Annotated in this window: 24 protein-coding genes and 1 tRNA gene; 10 read left to right on the top strand and 15 right to left on the bottom strand. The window is 61.8% G+C overall.

From position 1 onward, the window contains the following. Positions 1-179 precede the first annotated feature (179 nt). From ABIE49_RS20340 to proB, 7 genes are all read right to left on the bottom strand, one after another. Positions 180-1,535 (bottom strand): S41 family peptidase, encoded by a 1,356-nt coding sequence (locus ABIE49_RS20340; protein ID WP_192739042.1) that lies wholly within the window; start codon positions 1,533-1,535, stop codon positions 180-182. Further along, positions 1,532-2,944 (bottom strand): murein hydrolase activator EnvC family protein, encoded by a 1,413-nt coding sequence (locus ABIE49_RS20335; protein WP_192739043.1) that lies wholly within the window; start codon positions 2,942-2,944, stop codon positions 1,532-1,534. The genes ABIE49_RS20340 and ABIE49_RS20335 overlap by 4 nt, the downstream gene beginning before the upstream one ends. 36 nt (positions 2,945-2,980) lie before the next feature. Continuing rightward, positions 2,981-3,463, bottom strand: coding sequence for a 23S rRNA (pseudouridine(1915)-N(3))-methyltransferase RlmH (gene rlmH, locus ABIE49_RS20330; RefSeq protein ID WP_192739044.1), 483 nt, complete (start codon positions 3,461-3,463; stop codon positions 2,981-2,983). A gap of 103 nt (positions 3,464-3,566) precedes the next feature. After that, positions 3,567-3,923: a ribosome silencing factor gene (rsfS, locus tag ABIE49_RS20325; protein ID WP_192739152.1), complete on the bottom strand. Its 357-nt coding sequence runs from the start codon at positions 3,921-3,923 to the stop codon at positions 3,567-3,569. Between the two features lie 211 nt (positions 3,924-4,134). Further along, entirely contained in the window at positions 4,135-4,761 is a 627-nt protein-coding gene (locus tag ABIE49_RS20320) for a nicotinate-nucleotide adenylyltransferase (protein ID WP_192739045.1), read from the bottom strand. A gap of 49 nt (positions 4,762-4,810) precedes the next feature. Then, the gene (locus ABIE49_RS20315) at positions 4,811-6,103 is read right to left on the bottom strand and encodes a glutamate-5-semialdehyde dehydrogenase (protein ID WP_192739046.1); all 1,293 of its coding nucleotides are present in this window, start codon (positions 6,101-6,103) and stop codon (positions 4,811-4,813) included. Between the two features lie 204 nt (positions 6,104-6,307). After that, positions 6,308-7,450: a glutamate 5-kinase gene (gene proB / locus ABIE49_RS20310; RefSeq protein WP_192739047.1), complete on the bottom strand. Its 1,143-nt coding sequence runs from the start codon at positions 7,448-7,450 to the stop codon at positions 6,308-6,310. Between the two features lie 142 nt (positions 7,451-7,592). Here proB and ABIE49_RS20305 point away from each other — a divergent pair, with 142 nt between their 5' ends. After that, entirely contained in the window at positions 7,593-8,561 is a 969-nt protein-coding gene (locus tag ABIE49_RS20305; protein ID WP_192739048.1) for a Bug family tripartite tricarboxylate transporter substrate binding protein, read from the top strand. A 46-nt stretch (positions 8,562-8,607) separates the two neighbouring features. Here the strand turns inward: ABIE49_RS20305 and ABIE49_RS20300 are convergent, their stop codons facing one another. From ABIE49_RS20300 to ABIE49_RS20285, 4 genes are all read right to left on the bottom strand, one after another. Beyond that, positions 8,608-9,288 (bottom strand): ankyrin repeat domain-containing protein, encoded by a 681-nt coding sequence (locus tag ABIE49_RS20300; protein ID WP_192739049.1) that lies wholly within the window; start codon positions 9,286-9,288, stop codon positions 8,608-8,610. Between the two features lie 17 nt (positions 9,289-9,305). Beyond that, entirely contained in the window at positions 9,306-10,931 is a 1,626-nt protein-coding gene (locus tag ABIE49_RS20295) for an alkaline phosphatase family protein (protein WP_192739050.1), read from the bottom strand. 177 nt (positions 10,932-11,108) lie between these two features. After that, the gene (gene obgE / locus ABIE49_RS20290; RefSeq protein WP_192739051.1) at positions 11,109-12,167 is read right to left on the bottom strand and encodes a GTPase ObgE; all 1,059 of its coding nucleotides are present in this window, start codon (positions 12,165-12,167) and stop codon (positions 11,109-11,111) included. Between the two features lie 314 nt (positions 12,168-12,481). Next, positions 12,482-12,961: a MaoC family dehydratase gene (locus tag ABIE49_RS20285; protein WP_192739052.1), complete on the bottom strand. Its 480-nt coding sequence runs from the start codon at positions 12,959-12,961 to the stop codon at positions 12,482-12,484. 250 nt (positions 12,962-13,211) lie between these two features. Here ABIE49_RS20285 and ABIE49_RS20280 point away from each other — a divergent pair, with 250 nt between their 5' ends. Then, the gene (locus ABIE49_RS20280; protein ID WP_192739053.1) at positions 13,212-14,126 is read left to right on the top strand and encodes a DMT family transporter; all 915 of its coding nucleotides are present in this window, start codon (positions 13,212-13,214) and stop codon (positions 14,124-14,126) included. Positions 14,127-14,269: 143 nt separating this feature from the next. Here the strand turns inward: ABIE49_RS20280 and ABIE49_RS20275 are convergent, their stop codons facing one another. The 3 genes from ABIE49_RS20275 to rplU form a co-directional block, all read right to left on the bottom strand. Continuing rightward, positions 14,270-14,863: a GNAT family N-acetyltransferase gene (locus ABIE49_RS20275; protein ID WP_192739054.1), complete on the bottom strand. Its 594-nt coding sequence runs from the start codon at positions 14,861-14,863 to the stop codon at positions 14,270-14,272. Between the two features lie 124 nt (positions 14,864-14,987). Next, entirely contained in the window at positions 14,988-15,257 is a 270-nt protein-coding gene (rpmA, locus tag ABIE49_RS20270; protein ID WP_192739055.1) for a 50S ribosomal protein L27, read from the bottom strand. A 90-nt stretch (positions 15,258-15,347) separates the two neighbouring features. Next, the gene (rplU, locus tag ABIE49_RS20265) at positions 15,348-15,821 is read right to left on the bottom strand and encodes a 50S ribosomal protein L21 (RefSeq protein WP_192739056.1); all 474 of its coding nucleotides are present in this window, start codon (positions 15,819-15,821) and stop codon (positions 15,348-15,350) included. A gap of 365 nt (positions 15,822-16,186) precedes the next feature. Between rplU and ABIE49_RS20260 the strand changes: the two genes are divergently transcribed. Continuing rightward, on the top strand, positions 16,187-17,323 hold the full coding sequence (locus tag ABIE49_RS20260) for an ROK family protein (protein WP_192739057.1): 1,137 nt from the start codon (positions 16,187-16,189) through the stop codon (positions 17,321-17,323). 361 nt (positions 17,324-17,684) lie between these two features. Here ABIE49_RS20260 and ABIE49_RS20255 read toward each other — a convergent pair whose 3' ends face one another. Further along, entirely contained in the window at positions 17,685-18,548 is an 864-nt protein-coding gene (locus ABIE49_RS20255) for an alpha/beta fold hydrolase (protein ID WP_192739058.1), read from the bottom strand. 137 nt (positions 18,549-18,685) lie between these two features. Between ABIE49_RS20255 and ABIE49_RS20250 the strand changes: the two genes are divergently transcribed. From ABIE49_RS20250 to ABIE49_RS20220, 7 genes are all read left to right on the top strand, one after another. After that, positions 18,686-18,775, top strand: a tRNA-Ser gene (locus ABIE49_RS20250). 161 nt (positions 18,776-18,936) lie between these two features. Then, entirely contained in the window at positions 18,937-20,226 is a 1,290-nt protein-coding gene (locus tag ABIE49_RS20245; RefSeq protein ID WP_192739059.1) for a tyrosine-type recombinase/integrase, read from the top strand. A gap of 185 nt (positions 20,227-20,411) precedes the next feature. Continuing rightward, a complete protein-coding gene (locus ABIE49_RS20240; protein ID WP_192739060.1) occupies positions 20,412-20,804 on the top strand; it encodes a hypothetical protein in 393 nt (130 codons plus the stop codon). Continuing rightward, positions 20,801-21,457: a hypothetical protein gene (locus tag ABIE49_RS20235; RefSeq protein WP_192739061.1), complete on the top strand. Its 657-nt coding sequence runs from the start codon at positions 20,801-20,803 to the stop codon at positions 21,455-21,457. The genes ABIE49_RS20240 and ABIE49_RS20235 overlap by 4 nt, the downstream gene beginning before the upstream one ends. Before the next feature lie 87 nt (positions 21,458-21,544). Further along, positions 21,545-21,754: a hypothetical protein gene (locus tag ABIE49_RS20230; protein WP_192739062.1), complete on the top strand. Its 210-nt coding sequence runs from the start codon at positions 21,545-21,547 to the stop codon at positions 21,752-21,754. Positions 21,755-21,812: 58 nt separating this feature from the next. After that, positions 21,813-22,940, top strand: a complete 1,128-nt coding sequence (locus tag ABIE49_RS20225) for a DNA-primase RepB domain-containing protein (RefSeq protein WP_192739063.1) — start codon at positions 21,813-21,815, stop codon at positions 22,938-22,940. Continuing rightward, positions 22,940-24,556: a DNA primase family protein gene (locus ABIE49_RS20220; RefSeq protein WP_192739064.1), complete on the top strand. Its 1,617-nt coding sequence runs from the start codon at positions 22,940-22,942 to the stop codon at positions 24,554-24,556. Before ABIE49_RS20225 ends, ABIE49_RS20220 begins: the two co-directional genes overlap by 1 nt. Positions 24,557-24,889 lie beyond the last annotated feature (333 nt).

The following is a 24,889-nucleotide window of genomic DNA, read 5'->3' as shown; positions in this document are numbered from 1 at the left end:
GATGGCGCGGGGATCTAGCGTTTTCGAGCGAAGTGGGACCCGGTTCGCGTAGCAATCGAGCTTGCGCAGATTGCGTAGACTTATCTGCGGTAGAAAACGCGTCAAAACAGGGATCTGGCACCGGCAACAAAAAGGGCGGCCCGAAGGCCGCCCTTTTCACGGGAATTGGCGTGGTTCGATCAGTTCGCCGCCTTGGTGGCGGGCTTGTCGATCGCCGCCTTGTCGCCGGTCGCGGGCGCCGCGGTGGACTTGATGCCGTGCAGCAGGTCGGCCGCGGTCTTCAGCGCCTTGTCGTCCTTGGCGTCCGGCGGCACGTAGGATTGCGAGCCGGTCTTCTCGTCGCCGTCGTTCTTCAGATGGCCGCGGAGCGAGGCTTCGCCCTTGGTGTCGGTACGCGACTTCAGCTCGTCAGGGACGTCCTGCAGCACCTCGATATCGGGAACGATGCCTTTGGCCTGGATCGATTTGCCCGACGGCGTGTAATAGCGCGCGGTGGTCAGACGCAGCGCGCCGTTGCCGCTGCCGAGCGGGATGATGGTCTGGACCGAGCCTTTGCCGAACGAGCGGGTACCGATCAGCGTCGCGCGCTTGTGGTCCTGCAGCGCACCCGCCACGATTTCGGAAGCGGAGGCGGAGCCACCGTTGATCAGCACGATCACCGGCTTGCCCTTTGTCAGGTCGCCGACATGCGCGGCGCGGCGCTGGGTTTCCTCGGCATTGCGGCCGCGGGTCGAGACGATCTCGCCGCGCTCGAGGAAGGTGTCGGAAACCGTCACCGCTTCCTCCAGCAAGCCGCCGGGGTTGTTGCGCATGTCGATGATGAAGCCCTTCAGCTTGTCGGCGCCGATCTGATTCGTCAGATTGCCGATCTCGCGCTTGAGGCCCTCGGTGGTCTGCTCGTTGAAGGTCGTGATGCGGATATAGGCGATGTCGTCCTGTTCGACGCGGGCGCGCACCGAACGGACGCGGATATTGTCGCGCACCAGCGTGACTTCGATCGGATTGTCCTGGCCCTTGCGGATGATCTTGAGCCGGATCTTGGTGTTGACCGGCCCGCGCATCTTCTCGACGGCCTGGTTGAGGGTGAGACCCTGCACGGCTTCGTCGTCGAGATTGGTGATGATGTCGTTGGCCATGATGCCGGCCTTCGACGCCGGCGTGTCGTCGATCGGGGACACGACCTTGATCAGACCGTCTTCCATCGTGACTTCGATGCCGAGGCCGCCGAACTCACCGCGGGTCTGCACCTGCATGTCGCGGAAGCTCTTGGCGTCCATGTAGCTGGAATGCGGATCGAGACCGGCCAGCATGCCCGAGATGGCGGACTCGACCAGCTTGGAATCGTCTGGCTTCTCGACGTAGTCGCTGCGCACGCGCTCGAACACATCGCCGAACAGATTGAGCTGGCGATAGGTGTCCGAGGTCGCCGCACGCGCGACCGATCCCATCAGCACAGAACGAGGCTGCGTCACGAAGAGCGTCAATGCTGCGCCGGTGGCGGCGCTGAGGAGAATTACTGAAGTCTTGCGCATCATCCGCGAACCTTTTCGCCTTCATTTGCGGCCCACCATGGGCCTGGATCGATTGGAGTGCCGTCCTTACGGAACTCAACATAGAGCACGGGTTGACTCGCGGTGGTGGCGAGAATCGATGCAACCTGGGATGTCGACCCCATGGTCGCGACCGGCTCCCCCGTAAGTACAAACTGGCCGATGTTAACCGAAATGCGCTCCATCCCGGCGATCAGGACATGATACCCGCCACCGGCATTGAGGATCAAGAGTTGTCCGTAGCTGCGGAACGGCCCGGCGTAAACAACCCAGCCGTCACACGGGGTTGTGACCTGGGCACCGGCCCGGGCTGCCAAGGAAATGCCTTTTTCGACGCCACCCGCGCCGTCGGAACCGCCAAAATCGCGAATCTTGCGGCCATTGACCGGCAGGGCGAACAATCCCTTGGCGGAGGCAAAGGCGATCGCCGGGCTGAGCCGGGCAGGATCCTTCAGCGCCCCCAGATTGGGCTTGCCGCCGGGGGTCACCGGGGCCCCCTTCAGGCTGGCGGTGGCGGCCGCCTTGGCGGCGCTTTTCAGGTCCTGCTCCAGTTTGGCGATCAGGCCCTGCAAACTGTCGACCTGTTTGGACAGCGAGATGGCGCGGGCGGCTTCCGCTTCCATGTCCTTTTCGATCGCGCTCTGCTTGCGCTGCCGCTCCTCGACCAGCGCCGCCATCCGGATCTGATCGTCTTTCAACTTGTCACGGTCGAGCGCCAGCGCATCGCGCTCGGTGGCGATGGTCTTGCGGAGCGCGACGAGTTCGCCGAGATCGTTGGCCAATCTTTCCGCGCGACCGCGGAGCTCGGGCACAACAGATCCGAGCAGCATGGCGGTGCGGAGCGATTGCAGCGCGTCTTCCGGTCGGACCAGCAGCGCCGGCGGTGTGCGCCGTCCGGCACGCTGCAGCGCCGCCAGCACCTCGATGATCTCGGCGCGGCGCGAGTCGAGGGAGCTGCGAATCTGCTGCTCCCGGCTATCGAGCGGACGCAGCCGCGCTTCGGCGTCGCCGATCCGCGTTTCCACGCCGCGCACCTGGGCGGCGATGTCGATCAACTGCGCGTTGAGCTTGCTGCGGTCCTGCCCGATCGCTGCGATATCGGCTCTCAGCTTCTGCTGCAGCTCGGCGGCCTTCTTCTGCTGCTCGCGCGCGGCTTCCAGTTCCTGCTCGCGTTCCTTGATGGCTTCGGGGGAGGGCGCGGCGGCTTGTTGGGCAGGTGACTGTTGGGTCGGCGCAGGCTGAGCGGGCGCCGTCACCTGCGCGGCCGCCGGCGAAAGCGAAAGACCGATCAGGCTTGCGGACAACAGCACGACGCAAAGCGGAACACGCGACGCCAACGGACCAACATGGCCGATGGCGTCAGGGCGTACTTGAATGTCCCGTGTTGTGTGCATCCAGTTATTCAGCGCTCTCTATTCACGCTACCGTGCCTAAGCGCGGTGATAGGGGTGGCCCGACAGAATCGTCGCGGCCCGGTAAATCTGTTCCAGAAGCATGACGCGGACCATTTGATGCGGCCAGGTCGCCGAGCCGAACGCAATGCGCAGTTTGGCTCTGCGCTGCAAATCGGGCGAAAGTCCGTCCGCGCCGCCGATTGTGAAAATTGTGTTGGCGACCGCCTCATCCCGCCAGCGGCCGATCTGCTGGGCGAAGCTTGCGCTGTCGATGCTCTTGCCGCGTTCGTCGAGCGCCACCAGCACGCATTTCTCCGGGATCAGCGCAGTAATCGCAGCCGCCTCTTCGGCGATCCGGGTCGCCGCGTCGCGCGCGCGGCTTTCCGGAATTTCATGAATCTCGAGGCCGCGAAAGCCGAGCTTGCGGCCGATGTCCTCGAAGCGCTCGCGATAGCGTTCGGCCAGTTCCCGCTCGGGGCCCTGTTTCAGCCGGCCGATTGAAACGACGACGATCTTCATTCAAAGCATGCCGCGCCGAAAAAAAGCGTCAAATCGTTTACTCGCGCGCCAACGGCGCGCGCACGCGACATGCGCTGCAGCCGATTTGCATCGGCTCAAAAACTCAGATCGCCTCGGCCGCCGCCGGGTTTTGCGTCCACAACCTTTCCAGATTGTAGAATTCGCGCACCTCGGGTCTGAATACGTGCACGACCACATCGCCGGAATCGATCAGCACCCAGTCGCAATTGGGCAAGCCCTCGACATGAATGCCTTTGATGCCGGTTTCCTTCAGGGCTTTGGTGACGTTTTCCGCGATCGCGCCGACGTGCCGGTTGGCCCGGCCCGTGGTGACGATCATGTAGTCGGAAAAAGCCGATTTGCCGCGAAGGTCGATGGTGACCGTTTCTTCCGCCTTCATATCGTCGAGGCGGGAGAGGATCATATTCAGCGTCTTGTCGGCGTCGGGTTGCGCCTTCAAGGCCGCAGCTTTGGTCGATGTTTTGCGCGCGGTTTTTGCAGCAGGCTTTGCAGCAGAAGTCTTGGAAACCTTGGGCAAAACAGACTTGGACAATACAGATGTGGCCAGGGACCATTCCTTTCACTGTATCGCGAACGCCGAATCTTGGTGTCCACGGGCTATATTAGGCATGTGGGGTTAACGGTTTCAACATTCCAGTGAGACCCCACCCTCACTTCGTCCTCCAGCTTCCGTCCGAGTTCCGAAGGCCGGTCGAAGACAGGTTCAGTTTCATGCCGGTAAGGAACGCCCAGGCGGGCGTGCGCTGTTCCGCCAACCGGGCAGCCTGATTCTCGGGCACCCGGTACCGCGCCAGCGCCTGTGCGGCAGGGGCGGCAAGCGCCCGGAAACTCTGTGGGGGGCGGTCGATCACAGCGATCGGCACCTCGGACGCGATGCGCCGCCAATCCTTCCAGCGATGGAACTGCGCGAGATTATCAGCGCCCATGATCCAGACAAAATGCACACCGGAGACGCGGCGCCGCAAATGGATGATCGTGTCGATAGTATAGCGGGTGCCGATGACAGCTTCGAGACAGCTGATATCGATGCGCGGATCGTCGGCGACTTTCCGCGCGGCATCGGCGCGTTCGGACAGGTCATGCAGCCCGCCATTATCCTTCAGCGGATTGCCCGGTGTCAGCAGCCACCAGACGCGATCGAGCTTCAGGCGCTTCAGCGCGAACTGGCTGATGGCGCGGTGCGCCGTGTGCGGCGGATTGAACGAGCCGCCGAGCAGGCCAACGCGCATGCCGTTGGTGTGGAACGGGATCGCTTGCGAAGCGGATTGCGGCGGCATCAATGCCGCCACTGCGCGCGCGAGGGTTTGCTCGAAAGCGTTGTTGAGGTCACGGCCGCGTCTGCCCGGTGCCGCGCACGCGATATTTGAAACTGGTCAGTTGCTCGGCGCCGACAGGGCCGCGGGCGTGGAATTTGCCGGTGGCAATGCCGATCTCGGCGCCGAAGCCGAATTCGCCGCCATCGGCGAATTGCGTCGATGCGTTGTGCAGCACGATCGCCGAGTCGACCTCGCTCAGGAATTTCTCGGCGGCATCGGCGTCTTCCGTCACGATCGCATCGGTGTGGTGCGAGCCGTGATTGTGGATATGCGCGATCGCTTCATCGAGCCCATCGACAACTTTCGCCGCGATGATCGCGTCCTCATATTCGGTGTCCCAGTCTTCGTCGGAGGCGGGTTTCACCCTGCTGTCGACGCGTTGCACGGCGGCGTCGCCGCGCACTTCGCAGCCGGCATCGATCAGCATTTCGACCAGCGGCTTCAGGCTGACAGACGCACCGGCGCGATCGACCAGCAATGTCTCGGCGGCTCCGCAAACGCCGGGGCGGCGCATCTTGGCATTGAGCACGATCGATTTGGCCATTTCGAGCTTGGCGGTGTGATCGACATAGACGTGGTTGACGCCTTCGAGATGCGCAAACACCGGCACGCGCGCTTCGGCTTCGACGCGCGCGACGAGGCTCTTGCCGCCGCGCGGCACGATCACGTCGACGCCGCCGTTCAGGCCGGTCAGCAGCAGGCCGACGGCGGCACGATCACGGGTCGGCACCAGCGTGATCGCGGCCTCGGGCAGACCGGCTTCGCGAAGACCCTGCACCAGGCAATCATGGATCGCGCGGCAGGAACGGAAACTGTCGGAGCCGCCGCGCAGGATCACGGCGTTGCCGGACTTGAGGCACAGCACGCCGGCGTCGGCGGCGACGTTGGGACGGCTTTCGAAGATCACGGCGATGACGCCAAGCGGCACCCGCACGCGCTCGATGGTCATGCCGTTGGGGCGCTGCCAGCTTTCGGTGACGGCGCCGATCGGATCGGCAATGCCGCGCACGGTCGCGACACCCTCGGCCATCGCTTCGACCCGGGCCGGCGTCAGCGTCAGGCGATCGATGAAGGCCGAGGTCGCGCCGCCGGCGCGCACTTCGGCGACGTCCTCGGCATTGGCAGCGAGGATATCAGGCGCACGGCTGCGGATCGCGGACGCGATAGCGTCGAGCGCCCGGTTTTTCTGTTCGGGCGAAGCCAGCGCCAGCACCCGCGCAGCTGCGCGCGCGCGGGCAGCGAGTTCGGTCATCAAAGCGGGTAAATCGGCGTTGCCGTCGATGGCTTTCAGCGGCGCGGTCATGGCGGTCCCAAACATCAGGCAGGTATCAGGTTAAGGCCATGTCCTAGCACGGAAATCCCGCATTTGCGAGGTGCGGACCCGGCATGGCTGGTGGGCTGGGCAGGGTGGAGAGGTCGGCCATTGACCTAGAGCCCCGTTGGGCTCTAGGTCTTTGTTGGTCGCGTTTTCTTCACGCGAACCGGTGCCCACTTCGCCCGAAAACGCTTATTTCGCCGGAATGGCCCCGGCCGGCCCCACCACCAAATCGTCGCGGTGGATCATCTCGGCCCGGCCGCTGATGCCCAGAATGGCCATGACATCAGGCGAGGAGCGGCCTTTGATCTTGTCGGCGTCCTCGGCGTCGTAGGCGACAAGGCCGCGGCCGATCTCATGGGTGTCGGGACCGCGCACCACCACGGCGTCGCCGCGGGCGAACTGGCCGTCGATCCGGATCACGCCGGCCGGCAGCAGGCTCTTTCCGGCGCGCAACGCGGTGACCGCACCGGCGTCGATGGTCAGCGTGCCCTTGGGCTCCAGCGAACCCGCGATCCAGCGTTTTCGCGCCGTGACGGGGTTGGCTGGCGTCAGGAACCAGGTGCAGCGTCCGCCGTCGGCGATGGCCTGCAGGGGATGTTCGATCTTGCCCGACGCAATCAGCATGTGCGTCCCGGCGGTGGTCGCGATCTTCGCCGCCTCGATCTTGGTGTACATGCCGCCGCGCGACAGCTCGGATTCGGCAGCCCCCGCCATCGCCTCGATTTCCGAGGTGACGGATTCGACGACCGGAACCAGTTTGGCATCGGGATTGGCGCCGGGCGGCGCATCGTAGAGGCCGTCGATATCGGACAGCAGGATCAGCAAATCGGCGCTCGTCATGGTGGCGACGCGCGCGGCGAGGCGGTCGTTGTCGCCGTAGCGGATTTCGTTGGTGGCGACGGTGTCGTTCTCATTGATGACGGGCACTGCGCGCCATTCCAGCAGTTTGGCGATGGTCGAACGGGCGTTGAGGTAGCGCCGGCGCTCCTCGGTGTCCTGTAGCGTCACCAGGATCTGCCCGGCCCCGATGCCGTGATCGCCGAGCACTTCCGACCAGATCCGCGCCAGCGCGATCTGTCCGACCGCCGCAGCCCCCTGGCTTTCTTCAAGTTTTAACGGCCCGCGCGGCAGCTTGAGGCGGCTGCGTCCGAGCGCAATCGAGCCCGATGAAACCACCAGCACGTCGCGGCCCTGGCCATGCAGCTTGGCGATATCGGCGGCCAGTGCTGATAACCAGGACGAGCGCACCTCGCCGGCGTCGGAATCGATCAGCAGCGACGAGCCGACCTTGACGACGATACGGCGAAAATTCTTGAGCGCGGGGCGGGCCATGGATCAGGTCTTCGAATGCTGTGGAAGGAGGCTGTTTTGCAGCAGGACGGGGGCCGGTGCAAGCGACCCGGCACCGTATGAGCCATGTTTCAATGGTGGCCGCAGTCTGGTGTAATGGGGCAAATCTTGCGGGGGGAAGGTAATGGATCGTCGCAGTTTTTTGACGGGAAGCATCGGATGGTCGTTGGCAGCGGGTGCCGGTGAGGCGTTCGCCCAATCCGGTCCCCTGACGAGGATCATCTTCCCGTTCGCGGCCGGTGGCAGCGGCGACATGTTGTGCCGCCAGCTGGCGCAATATCTTCCGCCGCTGATCGACCGCAGCGTCATCGTCGAGAACCGTACCGGCGGCGACGGGCTGATCGGCATCCGGGCCGTGAAGGGCGCCGCCCCCGACACCACCACCGTCCTGGTCACCACTGGCCCGACCATGTACCTGCTGCCGATGGTGGAGAACCAGCCGAGCTACGACTCGGCGAAGGATTTCATCCCGGTCTCACAGATTGCCCGCTTCGAATTCGTTGTGGTGGTGAGCCCCTCGATCGGCGTGACGGACTTCAAGCAATTGGTGGCCTGGATCAAGGCCAACCCCTCGAAAGCCAGTTACGGCGTGCCATCGAGCGGCACCATTCCGCATTTCACGGGATGGCAGCTCGAAAAGGCGCTCGGCCTTTCCATGACGCGTGTGGCGTATCGCGGCTCGGCACCGATCATCACCGATCTCGTCGGCGGGCACATCCCATTCGCGGTCACAACGCTTTCGGACACCATCACGCAGCATCGGGCCGGCGGCATCCGCATCGTGGCGGTGAGCGGCCCGGCGCGCTCGCCCTTCCTGCCCGACGTTCCGAACCTGAAGGAGGCCGGCGTCGATCTGGTGGCGGACGGCTGGTACGGCATGTGGCTGCCGGCGGGCAGTTCGCCGGATTTCGCCAGGAAGCTGAGCGCTGCTGCAGCGGAAGTGCTGGCCAAGCCTGACGTCAAGGAGAAGCTGAATGCTGTCTCGCTGATTCCGGTCGGCTCAACTCCGGAGGATCTGACCAAGGCGCTCGCGGCCGACACCGCGTTCTGGCAGCCGATCGTGAAGGCCACGGGTTACAAGATCACGAATTGAGGCTGGCGCTCGGATATCGGCCTGAGGATTCGTTCAGGACTGCCCCTCACTTCGCTCCGGCCTTTTCCAGGATGGCCACCATCTCGCGATAGCCGCGACCTTTCGCGAGTTTGAGCGGTGTCGCGCCACTGCCGTCCGGAATGTTCACGTCGGCGCCGGCCTCGACCAGGGCGCGCAGCGTCTCGGTGTGGTTTTTGCCGCCGTCGCCAAGCACGATGGATTCGATCAGCGCGGTCCATTTCAAATTGTTGACATGATCCAGCGGTGCCTTCGCGGCGATCAGCATTCGCACCACCTCAGCATGGCCAAGATGTGCGGCCGCGATCAGGGCGGTCCCGTCGTAGCGGCTGGTGACGGCCTTCGGGTTGCCCCCGCCCTCGATCGCGATTCGAAGCATCGGCACATCGTTGGCGACCGCCGCGATCGTGATGATGTCGTAACGGTCGGCTTCAAGCTTGTTCGGATCGGCGCCGAGCCGGATCAGAGCGCGGGCGGCATCGTGCTTTTTCAGGTAGACGGCAACGTGCAGCGGCGTTCGCTGCCGGCTGTCGACCGCTTCCCTGTTTTCATTTGAGCCGATACGCCGTTCGATTTCGGCGATGTCGCCGCGGGCGGCCGCGGCATGCAGGCCGCTATAGGCGCGCACTTCCGGCTCGGTCGGTGCGATCTGGGCGAAGGCGGATAGGGTGGTAACGAGCACGAGAAGCAGGACAGCGAGGACATGCATGGGAGAGCCTCCCGGCGCTATTGCGTTGCAATCCGCTTGCGGATCGCGGCCAATTCCGCTTCGTCCCAGATGCCGATCAGGACGCCGTTCTTGACCTGAAGCTGGTTCTCCGCGTAGGCCGCGATCTTCACGTTTGGCGTGGTAATGTGCATCTTGGGATGCAGCGCCCAGTCGAACAGCGCCGCTTGCAGCCGCGCGATCACGTCAGCGCATGCGGGATCCTCGCCGCGATCGGCGAATTCCTGTGGGTCGCTTTCGAGGTCGTACAGCATCGGGCGGAAGCCTGAGGCCTGAACATATTTCCAGCGGCCGTCGAACACCATGAACAGGCGGCATTGCTCGATCGGCTGGTTCAGCTTCAAGCGAACGTCCTGCATGCAATAATCATATTCTGAAAAAACCACCTTGCGCCAATCGGCGGGCGCTGCGCCGTGCAGCAGCGGCATCAGGGAGCGGCCTTCGAGAATATGATCCGGCGCCTTGCCGCCGAAATACTCGATGAAGGTCGGCGCCAGATCGATCGCCTCGACCAGCGCATCGCTGATAGTGCCGCGCGTCGCGTCGGCCTCGTGCGACGGATCGATCACGATCAGCGGAATTTTGGCGGATTGATCGTGGAACAGATCCTTCTCGCCCATCCAGTGGTCGCCGAGATAGTCGCCATGGTCGGAGGTGAACACGATCATTGTGGTGTCGAGCAGGCCGCGGCTCTCCAGGTATTGCATCAGCACGCCCATCTGGTCGTCGATCTGCTTGATCAGGCCCATATAGGTCGGGATGACTTTTTCCCGCGCCTCGTCGCGCGCCATGTTGCGGGAGTACCGCATGTCCATATAGGCGGCGAACACCGGATGCGCTTCCTGGCGCTCCTTCTCCGAACGCACCGCCGGCAAGATGTCGGCCGCGCTGTACATGCTGGCGTAGGGTTCGGGCGCGATGTAGGGCCAGTGCGGCTTGATGTACGACAGATGCAGGCACCAGGGACGTCCGTCCGCTTCGGCTTCTGTGATAAAATCCATCGCGCGGCGCGTCATGTAGGGCGTTTCGGAATGCTCTTCCGGGACGCGGGCCGCCTTGTCGGCGTGCACCAGTAGCCAGCCGTTCTGCAGCGCGCCATCGTCATCCGCGCCTGAATTGGCCCAATGCTCCCAGGGGTTGGTGGCCTCGTATCCCTGCTCACGCAGATAATTGTCGTATCGCGGGCGAGGACGGTTGTCGGGATGCAGGCCGTCGTCGCGCTCGTAAGGCTCAAAACCGCATTCCGAGACGTGCACGCCGATGATGGAATCCGGCGCGATCCCGAGCGCCTTCAGGCCTTCGATGTCGGGCGCCATGTGGGTCTTGCCGACCAGCACGTTGCGGACGCCGATCTTGTTCAGGTGATCGCCGAGCGTGGGCTCGCCCACCCGCAGCGGCCAGCCGTTCCAGTGCGAGCCGTGCGAGCGCATGTAGCGGCCGGTGTAGAACGACATCCGCGAAGGGCCGCAGATCGGTGACTGCACATAGGCTTTTGAAAAGCGCACGCCGCGTTTCGCCATCGCATCGATGTTCGGCGTGGTCAGCGTCGGGTGGCCGGTACAGCCCAGATAATCATAGCGAAGCTGATCGCACATGATCCAGAGGACGTTCTTCGGCTGCGGCATGCTTCACACAGGGTACGATTTCAATCGTCCGATGCTGCAATATCGAACGACCGATTGCAAACCGCGTTGCGCCGCAAACTCTAGAGCCTTGTTCCGATTGAATCGGAACGGGCTCTAGATTCTCGATTTGACGCGTTTTCTTGACGCGAACCGGTGTCCACTTCGCTGGAAAACGCTTTAGCTCTGCGGCGTCGCCGGGGTCCAGGGCTCGGCCTGTGCCGCGCCGCCCTTGGCCTTCAGCGAAACCGGGGCCTCGCCGATCACCTCGACCAGCGCCTTCAGCGCTTCCGGCATGCCTTCGCCGGTCACCGCCGAGATCAGCAGTGGCGTCTTCTTCGCAGCGCGCTTCAACCGGTCCTTTTGCTTCTTCAATTCGTCCGGCGTCACGGCATCGATCTTGTTGAGCGCGACGATTTCGATCTTCTCGGCGAGATGGCCCTCATAGGCATCGAGCTCGGTGCGGACCGTCTTGTAGGCCTTGCCGGCATGTTCGCAGGTCGCATCGATCAGATGCAGCAGCACACGGCAGCGCTCGACATGGCCCAAGAATCTGTCGCCGAGCCCGGCGCCTTCATGCGCGCCCTCGATCAGGCCCGGAATATCCGCCAGCACGAATTCACGGCCCTGCGCGTTCACGACGCCGAGCTGTGGGTGCAATGTGGTGAAGGGATAGTCCGCGATCTTCGGCTTTGCCGCGCTGACCACGGAGAGGAAAGTCGACTTGCCGGCATTGGGCAGGCCGACGAGACCTGCATCCGCGATCAGTTTCAGCCGCAGCCAGATCCAGCGTTCCTCGCCTTCCTGGCCGGGATTGGCGTTGCGCGGCGCGCGGTTGGTGGAGGATTTGAAATGCGCGTTGCCGAAGCCGCCATTGCCGCCCTCGGCCAGCACGAATTTTTCGCCGAGCGTAGTGAAGTCGTGGATCAGCGTCTCGCGGTCTTCGTCGAAAATCTGCGTGCCGACCGGGACCTTGAGCACGATCGACTTGCCATTGGCGCCATGGCGGTCCTTGCCCATGCCATTGGTGCCCTTCTGCGCCTTGAAGTGCTGCTGATAGCGATAGTCGATCAGCGTGTTCAGACCATCGACCACTTCGATGACGACATCGCCGCCGCGGCCGCCATTGCCGCCGGAAGGACCACCAAACTCGATGAACTTCTCGCGGCGGAACGCCACGCAGCCGTTGCCGCCGTCGCCGGAGCGGATATAGACCTTTGCTTCGTCAAGGAATTTCATAATGGCTTCTATGGCGTTTCGAGCGAATTGCGCAGCGGATCGCGATGCAATCAAGTTTACGCAGATTGCGTAGACTTATCTGCGGCAAACGCGTCAAAACGAGCGCTGGAGCCTCGTTCCGATCAATCGGTGCAGAATAGGTTCTAGGTAAGGCAGGGGGGCCGCTGCGGCAACCCTTAAGCCGTCAAACATTACCGAAAAGCCTTAATTTTCGGGACTTTTTGCCGCCTTGGGCGATATTTCGGCCTCCCAAGCGGCTTATCGCTCCAACCAGCGCATATCGGGGCTCGCGGCGATCGAATGAGACGACGCGATCAGGTGGGCCGCTTGCGGATCAAAAACTTCTGCATGCCCTCCAGCACCAGCTCCTTGCGCTGATTGAACACGGTCGAACGCAGCGTCACCACGCCGGTGCTGCGGCCGGGGACGAGCTCGGTTACTTCAAGCGCGGGATAGATGGTATCGCCGGCATAGACCGGCTTGAGGAACCGACTCGACTGTTCGAGAAATCCGATCAGCGATTCCTCGACAATGTAGGGAAACAGCCCGGCGCCCGGCGCGGTGTGGACCAGGGTCTGGAAACCATGCGCGAGCAGGTCCGGCATGCCGCGGGCGCGGCAATATTCGACATCGTAGTGGATCGGGTGGGTATCGCCGCTCGCGGTCTGGAACGCGGCGAACACGGCCGAGGTCTGGGTCCGGCTCGGGATCACGAAGCGCTCGCCGAGCTTGAAATCCTCGAACCAGCGCTGTTCAGGCACCATACGATGCTGTGCGGGGTCGAAGTCGGTCATGACGGGCTCCTGCGGAATGGGATGGTTGCAGGAATACCGGTAGCGCAGAGGTCGTACTGCGACAATTGGTTCGGTTCGACAGTCCCGAACCGGGCTCCATTCTATCTTTGCATGGGGTTGTTTTCGCGATTTTGTATTCCGGGCACCGGCGGTGTACCGCTGATGCTCTGGACATCACCGGCGTCTACGTCTTTAAAACAGCAACGCACGAATAATACGGAAGACCGGCGCAAGCCGGCACTCTGAGGAAATGTCCCTGTTCGCAAAACCATCCACCTATGACGAGCGTTCCGCGCGGTTGGCCGGCATCGGATTGATGCTGCTGTCGATCTTCATGTTCTCGTTCGGCGACGCGCTCGGCAAGTTCATGGTCGCGACCTATTCGGTCGGGCAATTGCTGTGGCTGCGCGCCTGCGCGGCGCTGCTGGTGCTGCTGCCGATCATCTGGAGGCAGCGCGCCGAATTCACGCGCCTGGAACGGCCCTGGTTGCAATTGCTCCGGGTGACGCTCTCCACGCTGGAAGTTGCCGCCTTCTTTATCGCGACCGTCTATCTGCCGCTCGCCGACGTCATCACCTATTATCTGGCGGCGCCGATTTTCGTCACGGCGCTGTCCGGGCTGGTGCTGGGCGAGCGCGTCGGCTGGCGGCGCTGGAGTGCGATTCTGATCGGCTTCGCCGGCGTATTGATCGCGCTGCGGCCATCGGCACAGACCGTGAGCTGGCCCGCAATGATCGCGCTCGGCGGCAGCTTTTCATTCGCGTTGCTGATGCTGATCACGCGCTCGCTGCGGGCGACGCCGGATATCGTGCTGACGACAACGCAGTTTGGCGGCACGTTCCTGCTCGGCGCGGTGATGTCGCCGGTTGGTTGGGTAACGCCGACGCTTGGCAGCCTCGGCATGTTCGCCGCCGCGGGAGTGATTTCGGTGTGCGCGCTGCTGTGCATCAACCGTTCGCTGAAGCTGGCGCCGGCCAGCGTCGTGGTGCCCTATCAATATTCGATGATCGTGTGGGCGGTGATTTTCGGCTTCGTGGTGTGGGGAGACGTGCCGTCACCGGCGACCATCATCGGTGCCGCGATCATCATCGGCGCCGGACTTTACATCTTCCTGCGCGAGCAGAAGCTGGGGCGCGAGGAGACGGTGGTTAATCCGCCGGCGTAGCTCCATTGTCGTCCCGGCCTTGAGCCGGGACCCATACGCCGCGGCCTCTCGATGTAAGAAAGCTGTTCGCCGACTTTCGCTCCACCACAAACGCCTGTGGTTATGGGTCCCGGCTCAAGGCCGGGACGACGGTGGAGAGAGCGTTACCGCTCCCGCCGCGTCGAAGTGCCCCAGTTCTTCAGCGACGACCAGACGCTGCGCGAGAGGCGAAAACAATCGACCGGGGTCGAGGATCCCAGCGCCTCGAAACGGTGCAGTTCGACGCCGCTCCACTGGAAGCCGCATTTCTCCAGGATGTTGCGCGAGGAGGGGTTGGCGACGCGGGCGCCTGATATCAGGTGCTCGGCATCGAACTCCTCGAAGTGAAAATCGATCACCGCGCGCGCGGCTTCGGTGCCAAAGCCCTGGCCCCAATGCTCGACGCCAAGCCAATAGCCGAGTTCCGGCGCGTCCGGCTCGCGCCAGTCGATGCCGACCATGCCGAGCGGCGAATGGTTGTTCTCGATCAGGAACACGGTCGCGCGGCCGCCGCCCAACGCGCGCACGAATTCGACGGCGTGATCCCGCGAGTACGGATGCGGCAGGCGGCGGGTGTTCTCCGCAATGCGGCGATCGTTGGCGAGGTAGGCAATTGCTTTTACGTCCGCGAGCGTCGGCCGGCGCAAGGTCAGCCGTTCGGTCTCGAGGACGCAGGGACTCGCTTCACGCAATATCGGGGTCGGAATATCCTGCAACATGTCGGGCTCCTGAAATGCGAAAACATACGCAAACAAAAAGGGAGGCCGGTTTCCCGCCTCCCCTTGGAGCCTTTTTTGACTCCGCCGGTTCAACAGGACCCGGCGGACTCATGTTGTCCACCGTCTATTCGGCCGCCTCCGCCATCGGAACAACCGATACGAAAGTGCGGCCATTGCCTTTTGCACGGAACTCGACGTGACCTTCGATCTTGGCGAACAAAGTATGGTCGGTGCCCATGCCCACATTAAGGCCGGGATGCCAGGTGGTGCCGCGCTGACGCGCGATAATGTTGCCGGGGATCACGTGCTCGCCGCCATACGCCTTGATGCCAAGGCGCTTGCCTGCTGAATCACGTCCGTTCCGCGATGAACCGCCTGCTTTTTTGTGAGCCATGGCCCGTCTCCAACTTCGCCGTAATCTGGATCAATTCCTTGACGGAATCATTTCACGCTTTGTCACGCATCAAATCCTGATGCGCTGATATCACTTCTTGGCTGCGGCCTTCTTGGCCGGAGCCTTCTTTGCGGCGGGCTTTGCCGCAGCCTTCTTGGCGGGAGCCTTCTTGGCCGCCGGTGCCTCGTCGCCCTCGGCGGGCGCCGCGACAACCTTTTCCTTCTTCGGCCGCGGGCCGATCGAAGGCTTGGCGTTATCGGCCAGGATCTCGGTGATGCGAAGCACCGTGAGCTCGTCGCGATAGCCGCGCTTGCGGCGCGAATTCTTGCGGCGGCGCTTCTTGAACGCGATCACCTTGGCGCCGCGCTTGTGGTCCAGCACTTCTGCCGCGACCGAGGCGCCGGCAACCGTGGGCATGCCCAGCACCGGCGTGTCACCGCCGAGCACCAGAACTTCGCCAAGTTGCACGATCGTGCCGACTTCGCCGGCGATCTTGCCTATCTCGAGTACATCATTCGGAACGACCCGGTATTGCCGGCCGCCGGTTTTGATGACTGCGAACATCGTTTTATTCCTTCGTGTTCGATCCCGGCCTCGGACGTCGTCCCCACAGGGTCATGTCCGGGTCGGCTTTTTGGTCAGTCGTTATGGGTACGATTTTCGCACGGTCGGGGTGTGATCCCTCAAATTCGCGCAAAAACAAGCGGCGCGAGAAATCCCGCGCCGGATGCCGGGACTTATAGCCGCTGGCAGCCCCGAGTCAAGGCAAAGGAGCCCAAAAACCGGGCCAAATGAAGGATTTGGATCAGGAAACGGCGAATAGGCGGCCCATTCACGGCTCGCCCTTCGCCATTGGCCACTCGCCCGAGTGAAACCAATGGGTTCCCCGCCCGTTGTGTCAGCGAAATCCGGTTGGGCTAAGGGCAAAAATGGCAGAAGACACAGTCACGACAACGGGCATCGCCCGCCACGGCGCAGGCCGTCTACCGTCCGTCGAGGTCGACAGCTTTAATATAGAGCTGAAGGACGATGACGGGTTCCTCGGTGACCGCGCCAGCAAGGGCGCGTTTCGCAAGATATTGGATACGCTGCGCAAGCCGCTGAAGAAAAACGGCGACGATCCGTTGGGGAAAAAATCCACCGACGAGATCGCCAAGGGCGACCTCGACGAGGCGCTGGTGGGCGACGATCTCGCTGCCGCCGCGCTGGTGCATGGCGCGATCGAGGAATTCGCGCAGGAGCTTGCCTATGTGACCGGGCGCTTCCTCAAGACCAAGGCATGGGCTGATACCGAGCGCATCGTGGTCGGTGGCGGATTCCGGCAAAGCCGGGTTGGCGAACTCGCGATCGCCCGCACCGGGCTTCTCCTCAAGGCCGAGGAATATGACGTCGATCTGGTGCCGATCCGTTTTCATCCGGATGACGCCGGCCTGATCGGCGCGCTGCACCTGGCGCCGTCATGGATTTTCGAGGGCTATGACAGCATCCTGAGCGTCGACATCGGCGGCACCAACATCCGCTGCGGCGTGGTCGAGACGCGCTGGAAGAAGACGCCCGATCTTTCGAAGGCCGAGGTGTGGAAGTCCGAACTGTGGCGGCATGCCGACGACGAGCCGACGCGCGAGGGTGCGGTAAAACGGCTGGTCAAGATGCTGAAGGATCTGATCTCTGAAGCTGAAACAGAAGGCCACAAGCTGGCGCCGTTCATCGGCATTGCCTGTCCCGGTGTGATCAACGGGGACGGCTCGATCGAAAAAGGCGCACAGAATCTGCCGGGCAATTGGGAGAGCAGCAAATTCAATCTGCCGGCAAGTCTCGTGGAAGCCATACCGATGATCGGCGATCACGACACGGCGGTGTTGATGCATAATGACGGCGTCGTGCAGGGGCTTTCCGAGGTCCCTTACATGCAGGATGTCGAACGATGGGGCGTGCTGACCATCGGCACCGGTCTCGGCAATGCGCGCTTCACCAATCGCAGGAAAGAAAACGGCAGGGGCGAAAAGGCCAAAGACAAGGGCGACAGCGACAAGGACGACAAGAAAGCAAAGAAGGGTAAAGATTAACGGGCGCGTTCGAGTGCGGTTAACGCCGGCACACATCGCGCAAAAACCCTTGAAAACAAGGCTCCGGAGCGATCTTCCCGAGTCCAGCGCTGCGCGCGATGAGAGTTCGCATCACGCGCGGTAAGGTTGACTGGTTAGGTTAAGACCGGGATCGCGTTGCCCTTTCCGCGCGCGCCGCTACCGTCAAATCGTCGCTCCAGCTGACCGGCGAAGCCGCACTTCCCGGCCAGAATTTCAAAGTAGCGGCACGGGGCCGTCAGTGTTTTGTCGCGTCTGGCGGCCCCACCTTTATCTCCCACTCATAGCGTTTTCGAGCGAAGTGGGTACCGGTTCGCGTGAAGAAAACGCGTCAAAAAAAGAATCATTTCCAGCCGATCCGCTGAAAGAACGCCGCGATCTCGGATGCCGCGCGATCGGGATCTTCGCGATGCGCGAAGTGCCCGACGCCTTCAAACATCGCAAGATCGAGATTTGAAAAAGTCTCGCCGAGCCGATCGGTCCAGGCGTAGGGAAACAGCGGGTCGTGTTCGGCCCAGCGAACGCAGGTCGGCAGATCGATCGGCGCGAGCCTGGGCGCCTCGCCCTTCAGCATGCGGATCCGCCCGGCATGCGCGCCGCGATAATACGCAAACCCGCCGGCGAGGTTTCCGTCTTTGAGGAAATTATCGACGAAAGCTTCGAGCACGTCGTCGAACGCTTGGTTGCGATGGCTCCAATGTTTCAGGAAATAGCCGATATAGGCGCGGCAGCTCTCGCGGCTGGCGCCGATCAGCATGGGTGCGATCTCCAGCTGGTTGAGCGACTGGTACCAGATATGGTTCAGCCGGTCCGGCTCCGCCATCCGCCGCCCGATGCCGGGATAGAGAAAATCGAAGAAGAACAATCCGGCGATGCGTTCCGGCGCGGCGCGTGCCATCGGCTGCATCAGCCCGCCGCCGACGTCGTGGCCGACAATGCCGGCCTGCGCGAGGCCGAGCGCGTCCATCAGCGCCAGCATGTCGGCGGCGTGCTGATCGGGACCGTGCGGCCCATTCGGCTTGTCGCTGTCGCCGAAACCGCGCAGGTCGGGCGCATAAAGCGTGAAGCGATCGGCGAGCTGCGCCATGACCGGCTCCCAAGTCAGCCAGAATTCGGGCCAGCCATGCAGCAATAACAGCGGCTGCCCGTTCCCGGCGCGGACGACATGGAACGCCGCACCATTGGCACGAATCGTCAAATGCTCCATTTTTCGGCTCCTTTTTTTGGGTCCTGGGTCCGCTTGGGGACCAGCGAAAATCTTGCCCCCGCGCCTTGTCTGGCCCGCCGTCCTCGCCTAGAACTCGCCCCGACCGCGGGCTGAGGAATCACCCCGAAATGGCGCCTGGAGAGGTGGCAGAGTGGTCGAATGCACCGCACTCGAAATGCGGCATAGGTGCAAGCCTATCGGGGGTTCGAATCCCTCCCTCTCCGCCAGACCTCAGTTTCACGATATTTCATTCAGTCTCAAACTGATCAGTAAGCCATTCTTAAAACGGTGGTTTACGCCGAAATCCATTTCAGGTCGGCTCAGTTGGGATCGACAAATCTCACGCCTAAATGTATGTAAGAGTGTAGGTAACGGCGAGGGACGTTTCATGGCGCGGGGTTACGGCAAGCTGAACGCCAAGCAGGTCGAGAAGCTGACTAAACGTGGCCTCTATGGTGATGGCGGCGGTTTATACCTGCAGGTTGCCAAAGGCGGCAGCAAGTCGTGGCTATTTCGGTTCAAGAGCGACGGCCGCAGCCGATGGCATGGGCTTGGTTCGGCGCGCGATGTTACCCTTGCGGACGCTCGGATCAAGGCCGGGGATGCTCGCCGCCTCAGACTGAATGGCGGCGATCCCATCGATGCCAAGCGCGCGGTGAAAGCCGCGGCTCGTGTTGATGCCGCGAAAGCGATTACGTTCGGAACGGCTGCCAAGCGGTTCATCAAGGCGAACTCTCCAGGCTGGAAGAACGCGAAGCATTCGGCGCAGTGGACGATGACGCTGCTCGGCATCGATCCCAACGGCAAATCGACCAAGCACGATTACTGCAGAGCCATTCGCGATCTCCCGATTTCAAGCATCGACACCACCTTGGTGTTGCGGATCATTGAGCCGATTTGGGCAACGAAGACTGAGACCGCGAACCGTATTCGCGGTCGCATCGAGACCGTGATTGACGCTGCCAAGGCCAAGGGCGAGTTCAAAGGCGAGAACCCAGCGCGCTGGAAAGGTCATCTGGATAATTTGCTTCCCGCAACCTCGAAGGTCCGGAAGGTTCGCAATCATCCTGCGCTGCCATACCAACAGCTATCTGCTTTTATGCGCGAGCTACGCAAGCGCGATGGTGTCGCTGCCGCAGCTCTCGAATTTCAAATCCTGACTGCGGTCCGACCGGGTAATGCCGTTGCGGCGAAAAAGGATCAGATTGATCGTAAGGCGGCGGTCTGGACCATCCCGGCTGTTCTGATGAAGGCCGATACCGAGCATAAAGTCCCACTCAGTCAGGCTGCTCTCGACGTATTGGATCGCATGGAAGCTCTCAATGAAGGCAGCGAGTACATTTTTCCCAACTCGAAGGGCAAGCCGTTGAGCGACGCATCCGTTGCTGCCGCAATCGATAGAATGAACGAGCAAGGGCGGCAATGGGTTGATCCGAAGTCAGATCGCGAGATCGTGCCGCACGGCTTTCGTTCTTCATTCCGGGACTGGGCTGCCGAGCATGGTTACGACGATGCGGCTGCCGAGGCTGCACTCGCGCATAAAGTTAGCGATGATGTGATCGCGGCATACAAGCGAACCACATTCTTCGAACTTCGCAAGCAGATGATGAAGGACTGGGCCGACTACTGTGCTCGGCCTGTCGCCGGCGATGACAATGTCGTGCCACTGCGGGCCTAGCGATTTGGCCTGCGGATGAAAAGGTGAGTGCTCGCAGCGCAATCGACGCGCCGCGAGGTCTGGCGGTCCGGTGCGCCGAGTAACAGTAGCCAACTGTGCGCTTACTTTTAGCTGACCGTGCGTTACATGTAGCTAACGTGCGTTTACATGTAGCCGACTGTTAGTACCAATGGCTAACTCGGGCTATGCTTCCTCAAGCCTTCATCACCGGCTCCGCTAAGATTTTTTTGACGGTCCCTGGTCAAAAATGGCAATCGTTTCAATCAAACCATCAACCTGCGCCGGTGCTTCAAAGCACGGCAGATACAAGGTTGTTTGACGGCGTTGGCGACACGCGGTTTGCTGCCCCGGCGCAAGACAAACAGTGTGATGAAGACATGAGCATTTGTACGCTGAAGAGCGGGCGGCGACATTATGTCAACCATTTGCCGATGCCGAAACTGCTTCGAGGGCACGTTCTTGGTTCTTATGGCTTTAGGCGCGCGCACGACCATGACCCGCCGCTGACCGAATGCCATTGCGATTTCGGTGGCAATCCGAATGCCGGAAAAAATAGGTCCTATCGAGTGCGACGATGAGGAAAGAGCCGCCAGATCGGAAAATCCAACTCAGAGAGATTGGTGCGCTTGAAAAAAGGATCGCGACGCGAGGACTGCTCGATCAGACCCGCGATGATTTTCTGATTGACGCGTTCGCGCTTGGCGTTGGCAGAAGCAAACGAGAGTTGCGATCCGACGTTGAAGAGATCGGCCGAAACGCAGTGATGGTGGCCGCGATGTTCCTGCGAACAATACCCTCGGAAAGGGAACTGGCTTTGCGAATGCTGACTGTCCTCAAGAACGTGGACAACGTCGCGAAACCGCTGCGCACCAAGGACGCGTCGGACTTTGCGTCGGCCTTCGTTAATCCCGTGCCAGGACCGGGGCAGCAGTTCATTTCAGCCAACCAAGTATGGACAAAAATTAACGAGCTTGTGAAGGAGCTGCACGAACTACGGCAGCGTGCGGAGCATTTCGAGCTGGTGGAACCTTTGGCCGGTCGCTCAGAGATGCTGGCGCGCGCATTTGTAATGCAGATGCGCGAGTTCTACGAACGTCGTACTGGTCGGCGCGCTCCGAAAGCGAGATCAGGCAAGCTCGTAGATTTGATGCAAGCGGCCTGGGACGACCTTCAATTTCCTGCAATACCCGAAACTCGATTGGGTCATATTCTGGAAACTTTACCGCGTTAGGTCGCCGTTTTTTTTCGGTTTAACGCGTCAAGCGGGTCCGTCACCGGAAGATACGATCTGAGCCATCTTGAACAAGGGATGGCTTGAATGGCCCACGTTACTCACAATGACCAACGTTCGCGCATTGCTCCGGATCGCCTCTGCTGGCGACTTCCGGAATGGATCCAGCTGACCGGCACCTCGCGCCCTACGCTCTGGCGTCAGATTAAGCGCGGCGATTTGAAAATTGTTCGCGTCGGCACCATGCCGATGGTGCCGCGCTCTGAGGCCGTCCGCCTCGGCTTCATCAACGAATAACATCAACAGAAAGCCCGGTGCGTGTGGTGCGCGCCGGGCTCAATATTTTGGAAACATCATGTATCACATCTATACCAGTGACCAAACACCGGCACAAGTTATCGCCGACGAAACGGCATCGCGGCCGAGCGAACCAGCGCGGCCGACTGCCGTGCAGTTCCTTGATGCGCTGTTCGCTCATATCGACGAGCAGATGATCTATCTTTGCTCGTTTCCCAACGAGCGCCACGACGAGACGCAGCCGAGCGAGCGCCATCTGTTGATGCGCGCGTCGGGCCAGATGGCGTCATCGTTCATCACCAAATGGGACAAGTCTGGCCGCGGCATGTTCGTTTGTGTCTCCGCTCTGAAGGCAGGATCGCAAAAGCGCAAAAAGGAAACCATCGCTCAAACGGTCTGCTTGCATGCCGACATCGACTTCAAGGATGTCGATCTGCTCGGTGCCGAGCCGCTCAACGATGTGTTGCGCCACCTCGCACGCCTGCGCATGCAGCCGAGCATCACTGTGTCGTCTGGCAACGGCGTCCACGCCTACTGGCTGCTGACCGAGCCGCTGGATACGCAAGCGAACTTGGACCGCATCGAGGCTACGCTGCGCCAGCTCGCCGACCTCGTCGCGGGCGATCTCTCGGTGTGTGAGGTCTCGCGCGTGCTGCGTTTGCCTGGCTCGCACAACACCAAGAACGGAGCATGGCATGAGGTTGTGATCACGTCGTTCCACCCTGCGCGCCGATACGAAATCGATGATATGGAGGAGTGGCTGAGCGAGCAGTCCCCCGTCATGCTGCGCCGCAGCCGCGAACGCGCAAAGACTGCTGGCGAGTATATGATCGCCCCAGAACGCTCGCGCGTTGAGACCGAGCCTGACTTCTTTGCTGAGTACGCCAAGCGCGTCGGTTTCAAGCCCCCGGTCAACGTGGAGCAGCGCTTGCGCGCCATGATGTACATGGCTGGCGGCGACAACTCTATTCACACCACGCAGCTCTCGGTCACGGCATCGTTGCTGAATGCCGGTGTGCCTATTGATGGTGTGGTCGAGCGTGTGCTGGTCGCGACGCGGTTGGCGGCCGGTGAATATGGTGCTCGCTGGAATTGGCGCCGCGAAGAGCGAAAAGTTCGTGGCATGTGCGAGACATGGCTGAAGAAGCATGCGTCGCGCTACCGCAAGCGCCGGGAGGCCCCGTGATGGAGATGGCCATGGATGGCAACGGCAAGGCCGGTTCCGACAATGTCGTGGAGTTTCCGCGGGCAGTCGGAGTTCCCAAAGGCGAGCTTCACGTCGTGATCGGCGATGCGGTGCTGGAGCACATGCGCGCGCTCGGTGAAGCGCTGATCATCACCGAGAGCAAGGGCGAATGGCTCTATTCCGGTGGCATCTGGGAGATGCGTACCGACGTAAATGCCTGGTTGGGCATGCGTATTGAGGCGGCGTGCGAAGCCATGGGCGTCACGAACACCAATAAGCTGACCTCAGAAGCTCGCAACCGTATCTTGCGTCGACCGGAGCTGTGGCGCCATGGTGAAATCCCATGGGATCAGCATGGCAAAATCCCGACGCGTTCTGGTCTGGTCGATCCCATGACCGGCGAGCTGGAACCTGCGCGGCCCGATCACCTCTGCACGTGGCGTATCGAGGTCGATTATGATCCGGCGGCCGAATGCCCGTGGTGGCTGACTATGATCAACGACATGTTCGGCGACCGGCTTACCGATGAGCAGGCGGCCCTGGTCCGCGTCGTGCAAGAATGCATGGGCGCAGCGCTGATTGACAAAAAGCCGCGCTCACTGTCGAAAGCGTTGGTTTTCTGGGGGGTCCAGAACCTCGGCAAGTCGGGACCTCTCGACGTCGTCGCTGGCCTGTTCGGTGGCAGCATTGCCGCGCCCATCGGGTCTCTCGAACAAGCCCACGGCTCGATGCCGTTTGTCAAACGGCTACCGTGGGTTTTGCATGAAGCCTTCGGCGGCGCCTGGCACTTGTCCAGCGTTGTGAAGTCGATCATCACGCAGGAGCCTGTCCAGATCAACGTGAAGAACGGCCCAATGCTGACGCAGACCGTGCGCGTGCCGATCTTCTGGGCAACCAACTTCCAGCCGCAGTTCAAGGAAGCGACGCGTGCGATTGTCAACCGCATGATCGTGATCGAGGTCTCGCGCCGCTTCGACGACAGCCGCCCGGTCGGCGCTGCTGCTGAAGCCCGTCGCCGTGGCTACGCGAAGCCCGGCGAAATGGTTGTCGCGACCGAACTGCCGGGTGTTCTCAATTGGGCAATTGCAGGACTTCGCACAGCGCTCCAGCGCGGTTCTATCGAGACCACCACCGGCATCGATGCGACGGCTGACGCGATCCATCGCGACAGCAATCTCGTTGCGGGTTTTCTGGAAGATTGTGTCGAATTTGATCCCATGGCCCGTGTCCGGGTCTCTGACTTCTGCCTCGCTCATTCGGCCTGGTTCGTGGAGCAGAAGGGTGAAGATCGGCGTATGCCGACCAACGACGGCATTGGCAAAGCCTTGAAGGCCATCGGCGACGGTCGCATCGGTATGGACGCTGAAATGCGCGACAATCGCAGCCGTTACTATTGCGGCGTTGCTCTCAACAATATGGGGCTCGAATATCACAAGGCTGCTACGGAGCGCCGCTTGTTCGAGGGCAAGACTGTGATGGCGTCAACCTCGACCGCCGAGGTGAATTCCCTCATCCCGGCGAACTGGGATCAAAAGGAGAGCGTCGAGAAAATGCGTTCGTGTCACGAGCGTGTCACCGCCGAGTGTCGCACGTCACCGATTGCGCGTGACGCGTGACGCGATCGAATGGTTCGGTCGATTGCGCGTCACCACCCGCGTCACCGGCCGAAGCGATTGAAAGCGCAAGTAATTTCCGAGTGGGTGACGCGAGTGACGCGCTCTTATTGGTATTTAAGAGGAAGAAAGGATGGAAGGTATCCGCGGACGACTACGGCAGGTCTGTCGGAATAGGACATTTCTCGCGTCACCCGCGTCACGCGTCACGGCGTCGTACCAGCTGGCGCGAGCGGGTCCTTCCCGACCCTCCGGCAGTGCGGGTCGCGCTCGCGCCCGCGGTAGGGCTAGGGCCAGCAATTTACAAAGAGACAACGACAACAGAAGGAGTTGGAT

Origin of the sequence: Bradyrhizobium sp. OAE829 (genome assembly GCF_040546575.1) — a bacterium.
Taxonomy (GTDB): domain Bacteria; phylum Pseudomonadota; class Alphaproteobacteria; order Rhizobiales; family Xanthobacteraceae; genus Bradyrhizobium.
This window is presented reverse-complemented; position numbering and strand designations above follow the sequence as displayed.

Bases quoted from the DNA above. Each gene is read 5' to 3' on its own strand.
- ABIE49_RS20340 (WP_192739042.1), bottom strand. From the start codon at position 1,535: ATGATGCGCAAGACTTCAGTAATTCTCCTCAGCGCCGCCACCGGCGCA.
- ABIE49_RS20335 (WP_192739043.1), bottom strand. From the start codon at position 2,944: ATGCACACAACACGGGACATTCAAGTACGCCCTGACGCCATCGGCCAT.
- rlmH (WP_192739044.1), bottom strand. From the start codon at position 3,463: ATGAAGATCGTCGTCGTTTCAATCGGCCGGCTGAAACAGGGCCCCGAG.
- ABIE49_RS20320 (WP_192739045.1), bottom strand. From the start codon at position 4,761: ATGCCGCCGCAATCCGCTTCGCAAGCGATCCCGTTCCACACCAACGGC.
- ABIE49_RS20315 (WP_192739046.1), bottom strand. From the start codon at position 6,103: ATGACCGCGCCGCTGAAAGCCATCGACGGCAACGCCGATTTACCCGCT.
- proB (WP_192739047.1), bottom strand. From the start codon at position 7,450: ATGGCCCGCCCCGCGCTCAAGAATTTTCGCCGTATCGTCGTCAAGGTC.
- ABIE49_RS20305 (WP_192739048.1), top strand. From the start codon at position 7,593: ATGGATCGTCGCAGTTTTTTGACGGGAAGCATCGGATGGTCGTTGGCA.
- ABIE49_RS20300 (WP_192739049.1), bottom strand. From the start codon at position 9,288: ATGCATGTCCTCGCTGTCCTGCTTCTCGTGCTCGTTACCACCCTATCC.
- ABIE49_RS20295 (WP_192739050.1), bottom strand. From the start codon at position 10,931: ATGCCGCAGCCGAAGAACGTCCTCTGGATCATGTGCGATCAGCTTCGC.
- obgE (WP_192739051.1), bottom strand. From the start codon at position 12,167: ATGAAATTCCTTGACGAAGCAAAGGTCTATATCCGCTCCGGCGACGGC.
- ABIE49_RS20285 (WP_192739052.1), bottom strand. From the start codon at position 12,961: ATGACCGACTTCGACCCCGCACAGCATCGTATGGTGCCTGAACAGCGC.
- ABIE49_RS20280 (WP_192739053.1), top strand. From the start codon at position 13,212: ATGTCCCTGTTCGCAAAACCATCCACCTATGACGAGCGTTCCGCGCGG.
- ABIE49_RS20275 (WP_192739054.1), bottom strand. From the start codon at position 14,863: ATGTTGCAGGATATTCCGACCCCGATATTGCGTGAAGCGAGTCCCTGC.
- rpmA (WP_192739055.1), bottom strand. From the start codon at position 15,257: ATGGCTCACAAAAAAGCAGGCGGTTCATCGCGGAACGGACGTGATTCA.
- rplU (WP_192739056.1), bottom strand. From the start codon at position 15,821: ATGTTCGCAGTCATCAAAACCGGCGGCCGGCAATACCGGGTCGTTCCG.
- ABIE49_RS20260 (WP_192739057.1), top strand. From the start codon at position 16,187: ATGGCAGAAGACACAGTCACGACAACGGGCATCGCCCGCCACGGCGCA.
- ABIE49_RS20255 (WP_192739058.1), bottom strand. From the start codon at position 18,548: ATGGAGCATTTGACGATTCGTGCCAATGGTGCGGCGTTCCATGTCGTC.
- ABIE49_RS20245 (WP_192739059.1), top strand. From the start codon at position 18,937: ATGGCGCGGGGTTACGGCAAGCTGAACGCCAAGCAGGTCGAGAAGCTG.
- ABIE49_RS20240 (WP_192739060.1), top strand. From the start codon at position 20,412: ATGCTTCCTCAAGCCTTCATCACCGGCTCCGCTAAGATTTTTTTGACG.
- ABIE49_RS20235 (WP_192739061.1), top strand. From the start codon at position 20,801: ATGAGGAAAGAGCCGCCAGATCGGAAAATCCAACTCAGAGAGATTGGT.
- ABIE49_RS20230 (WP_192739062.1), top strand. From the start codon at position 21,545: ATGGCCCACGTTACTCACAATGACCAACGTTCGCGCATTGCTCCGGAT.
- ABIE49_RS20225 (WP_192739063.1), top strand. From the start codon at position 21,813: ATGTATCACATCTATACCAGTGACCAAACACCGGCACAAGTTATCGCC.
- ABIE49_RS20220 (WP_192739064.1), top strand. From the start codon at position 22,940: ATGGAGATGGCCATGGATGGCAACGGCAAGGCCGGTTCCGACAATGTC.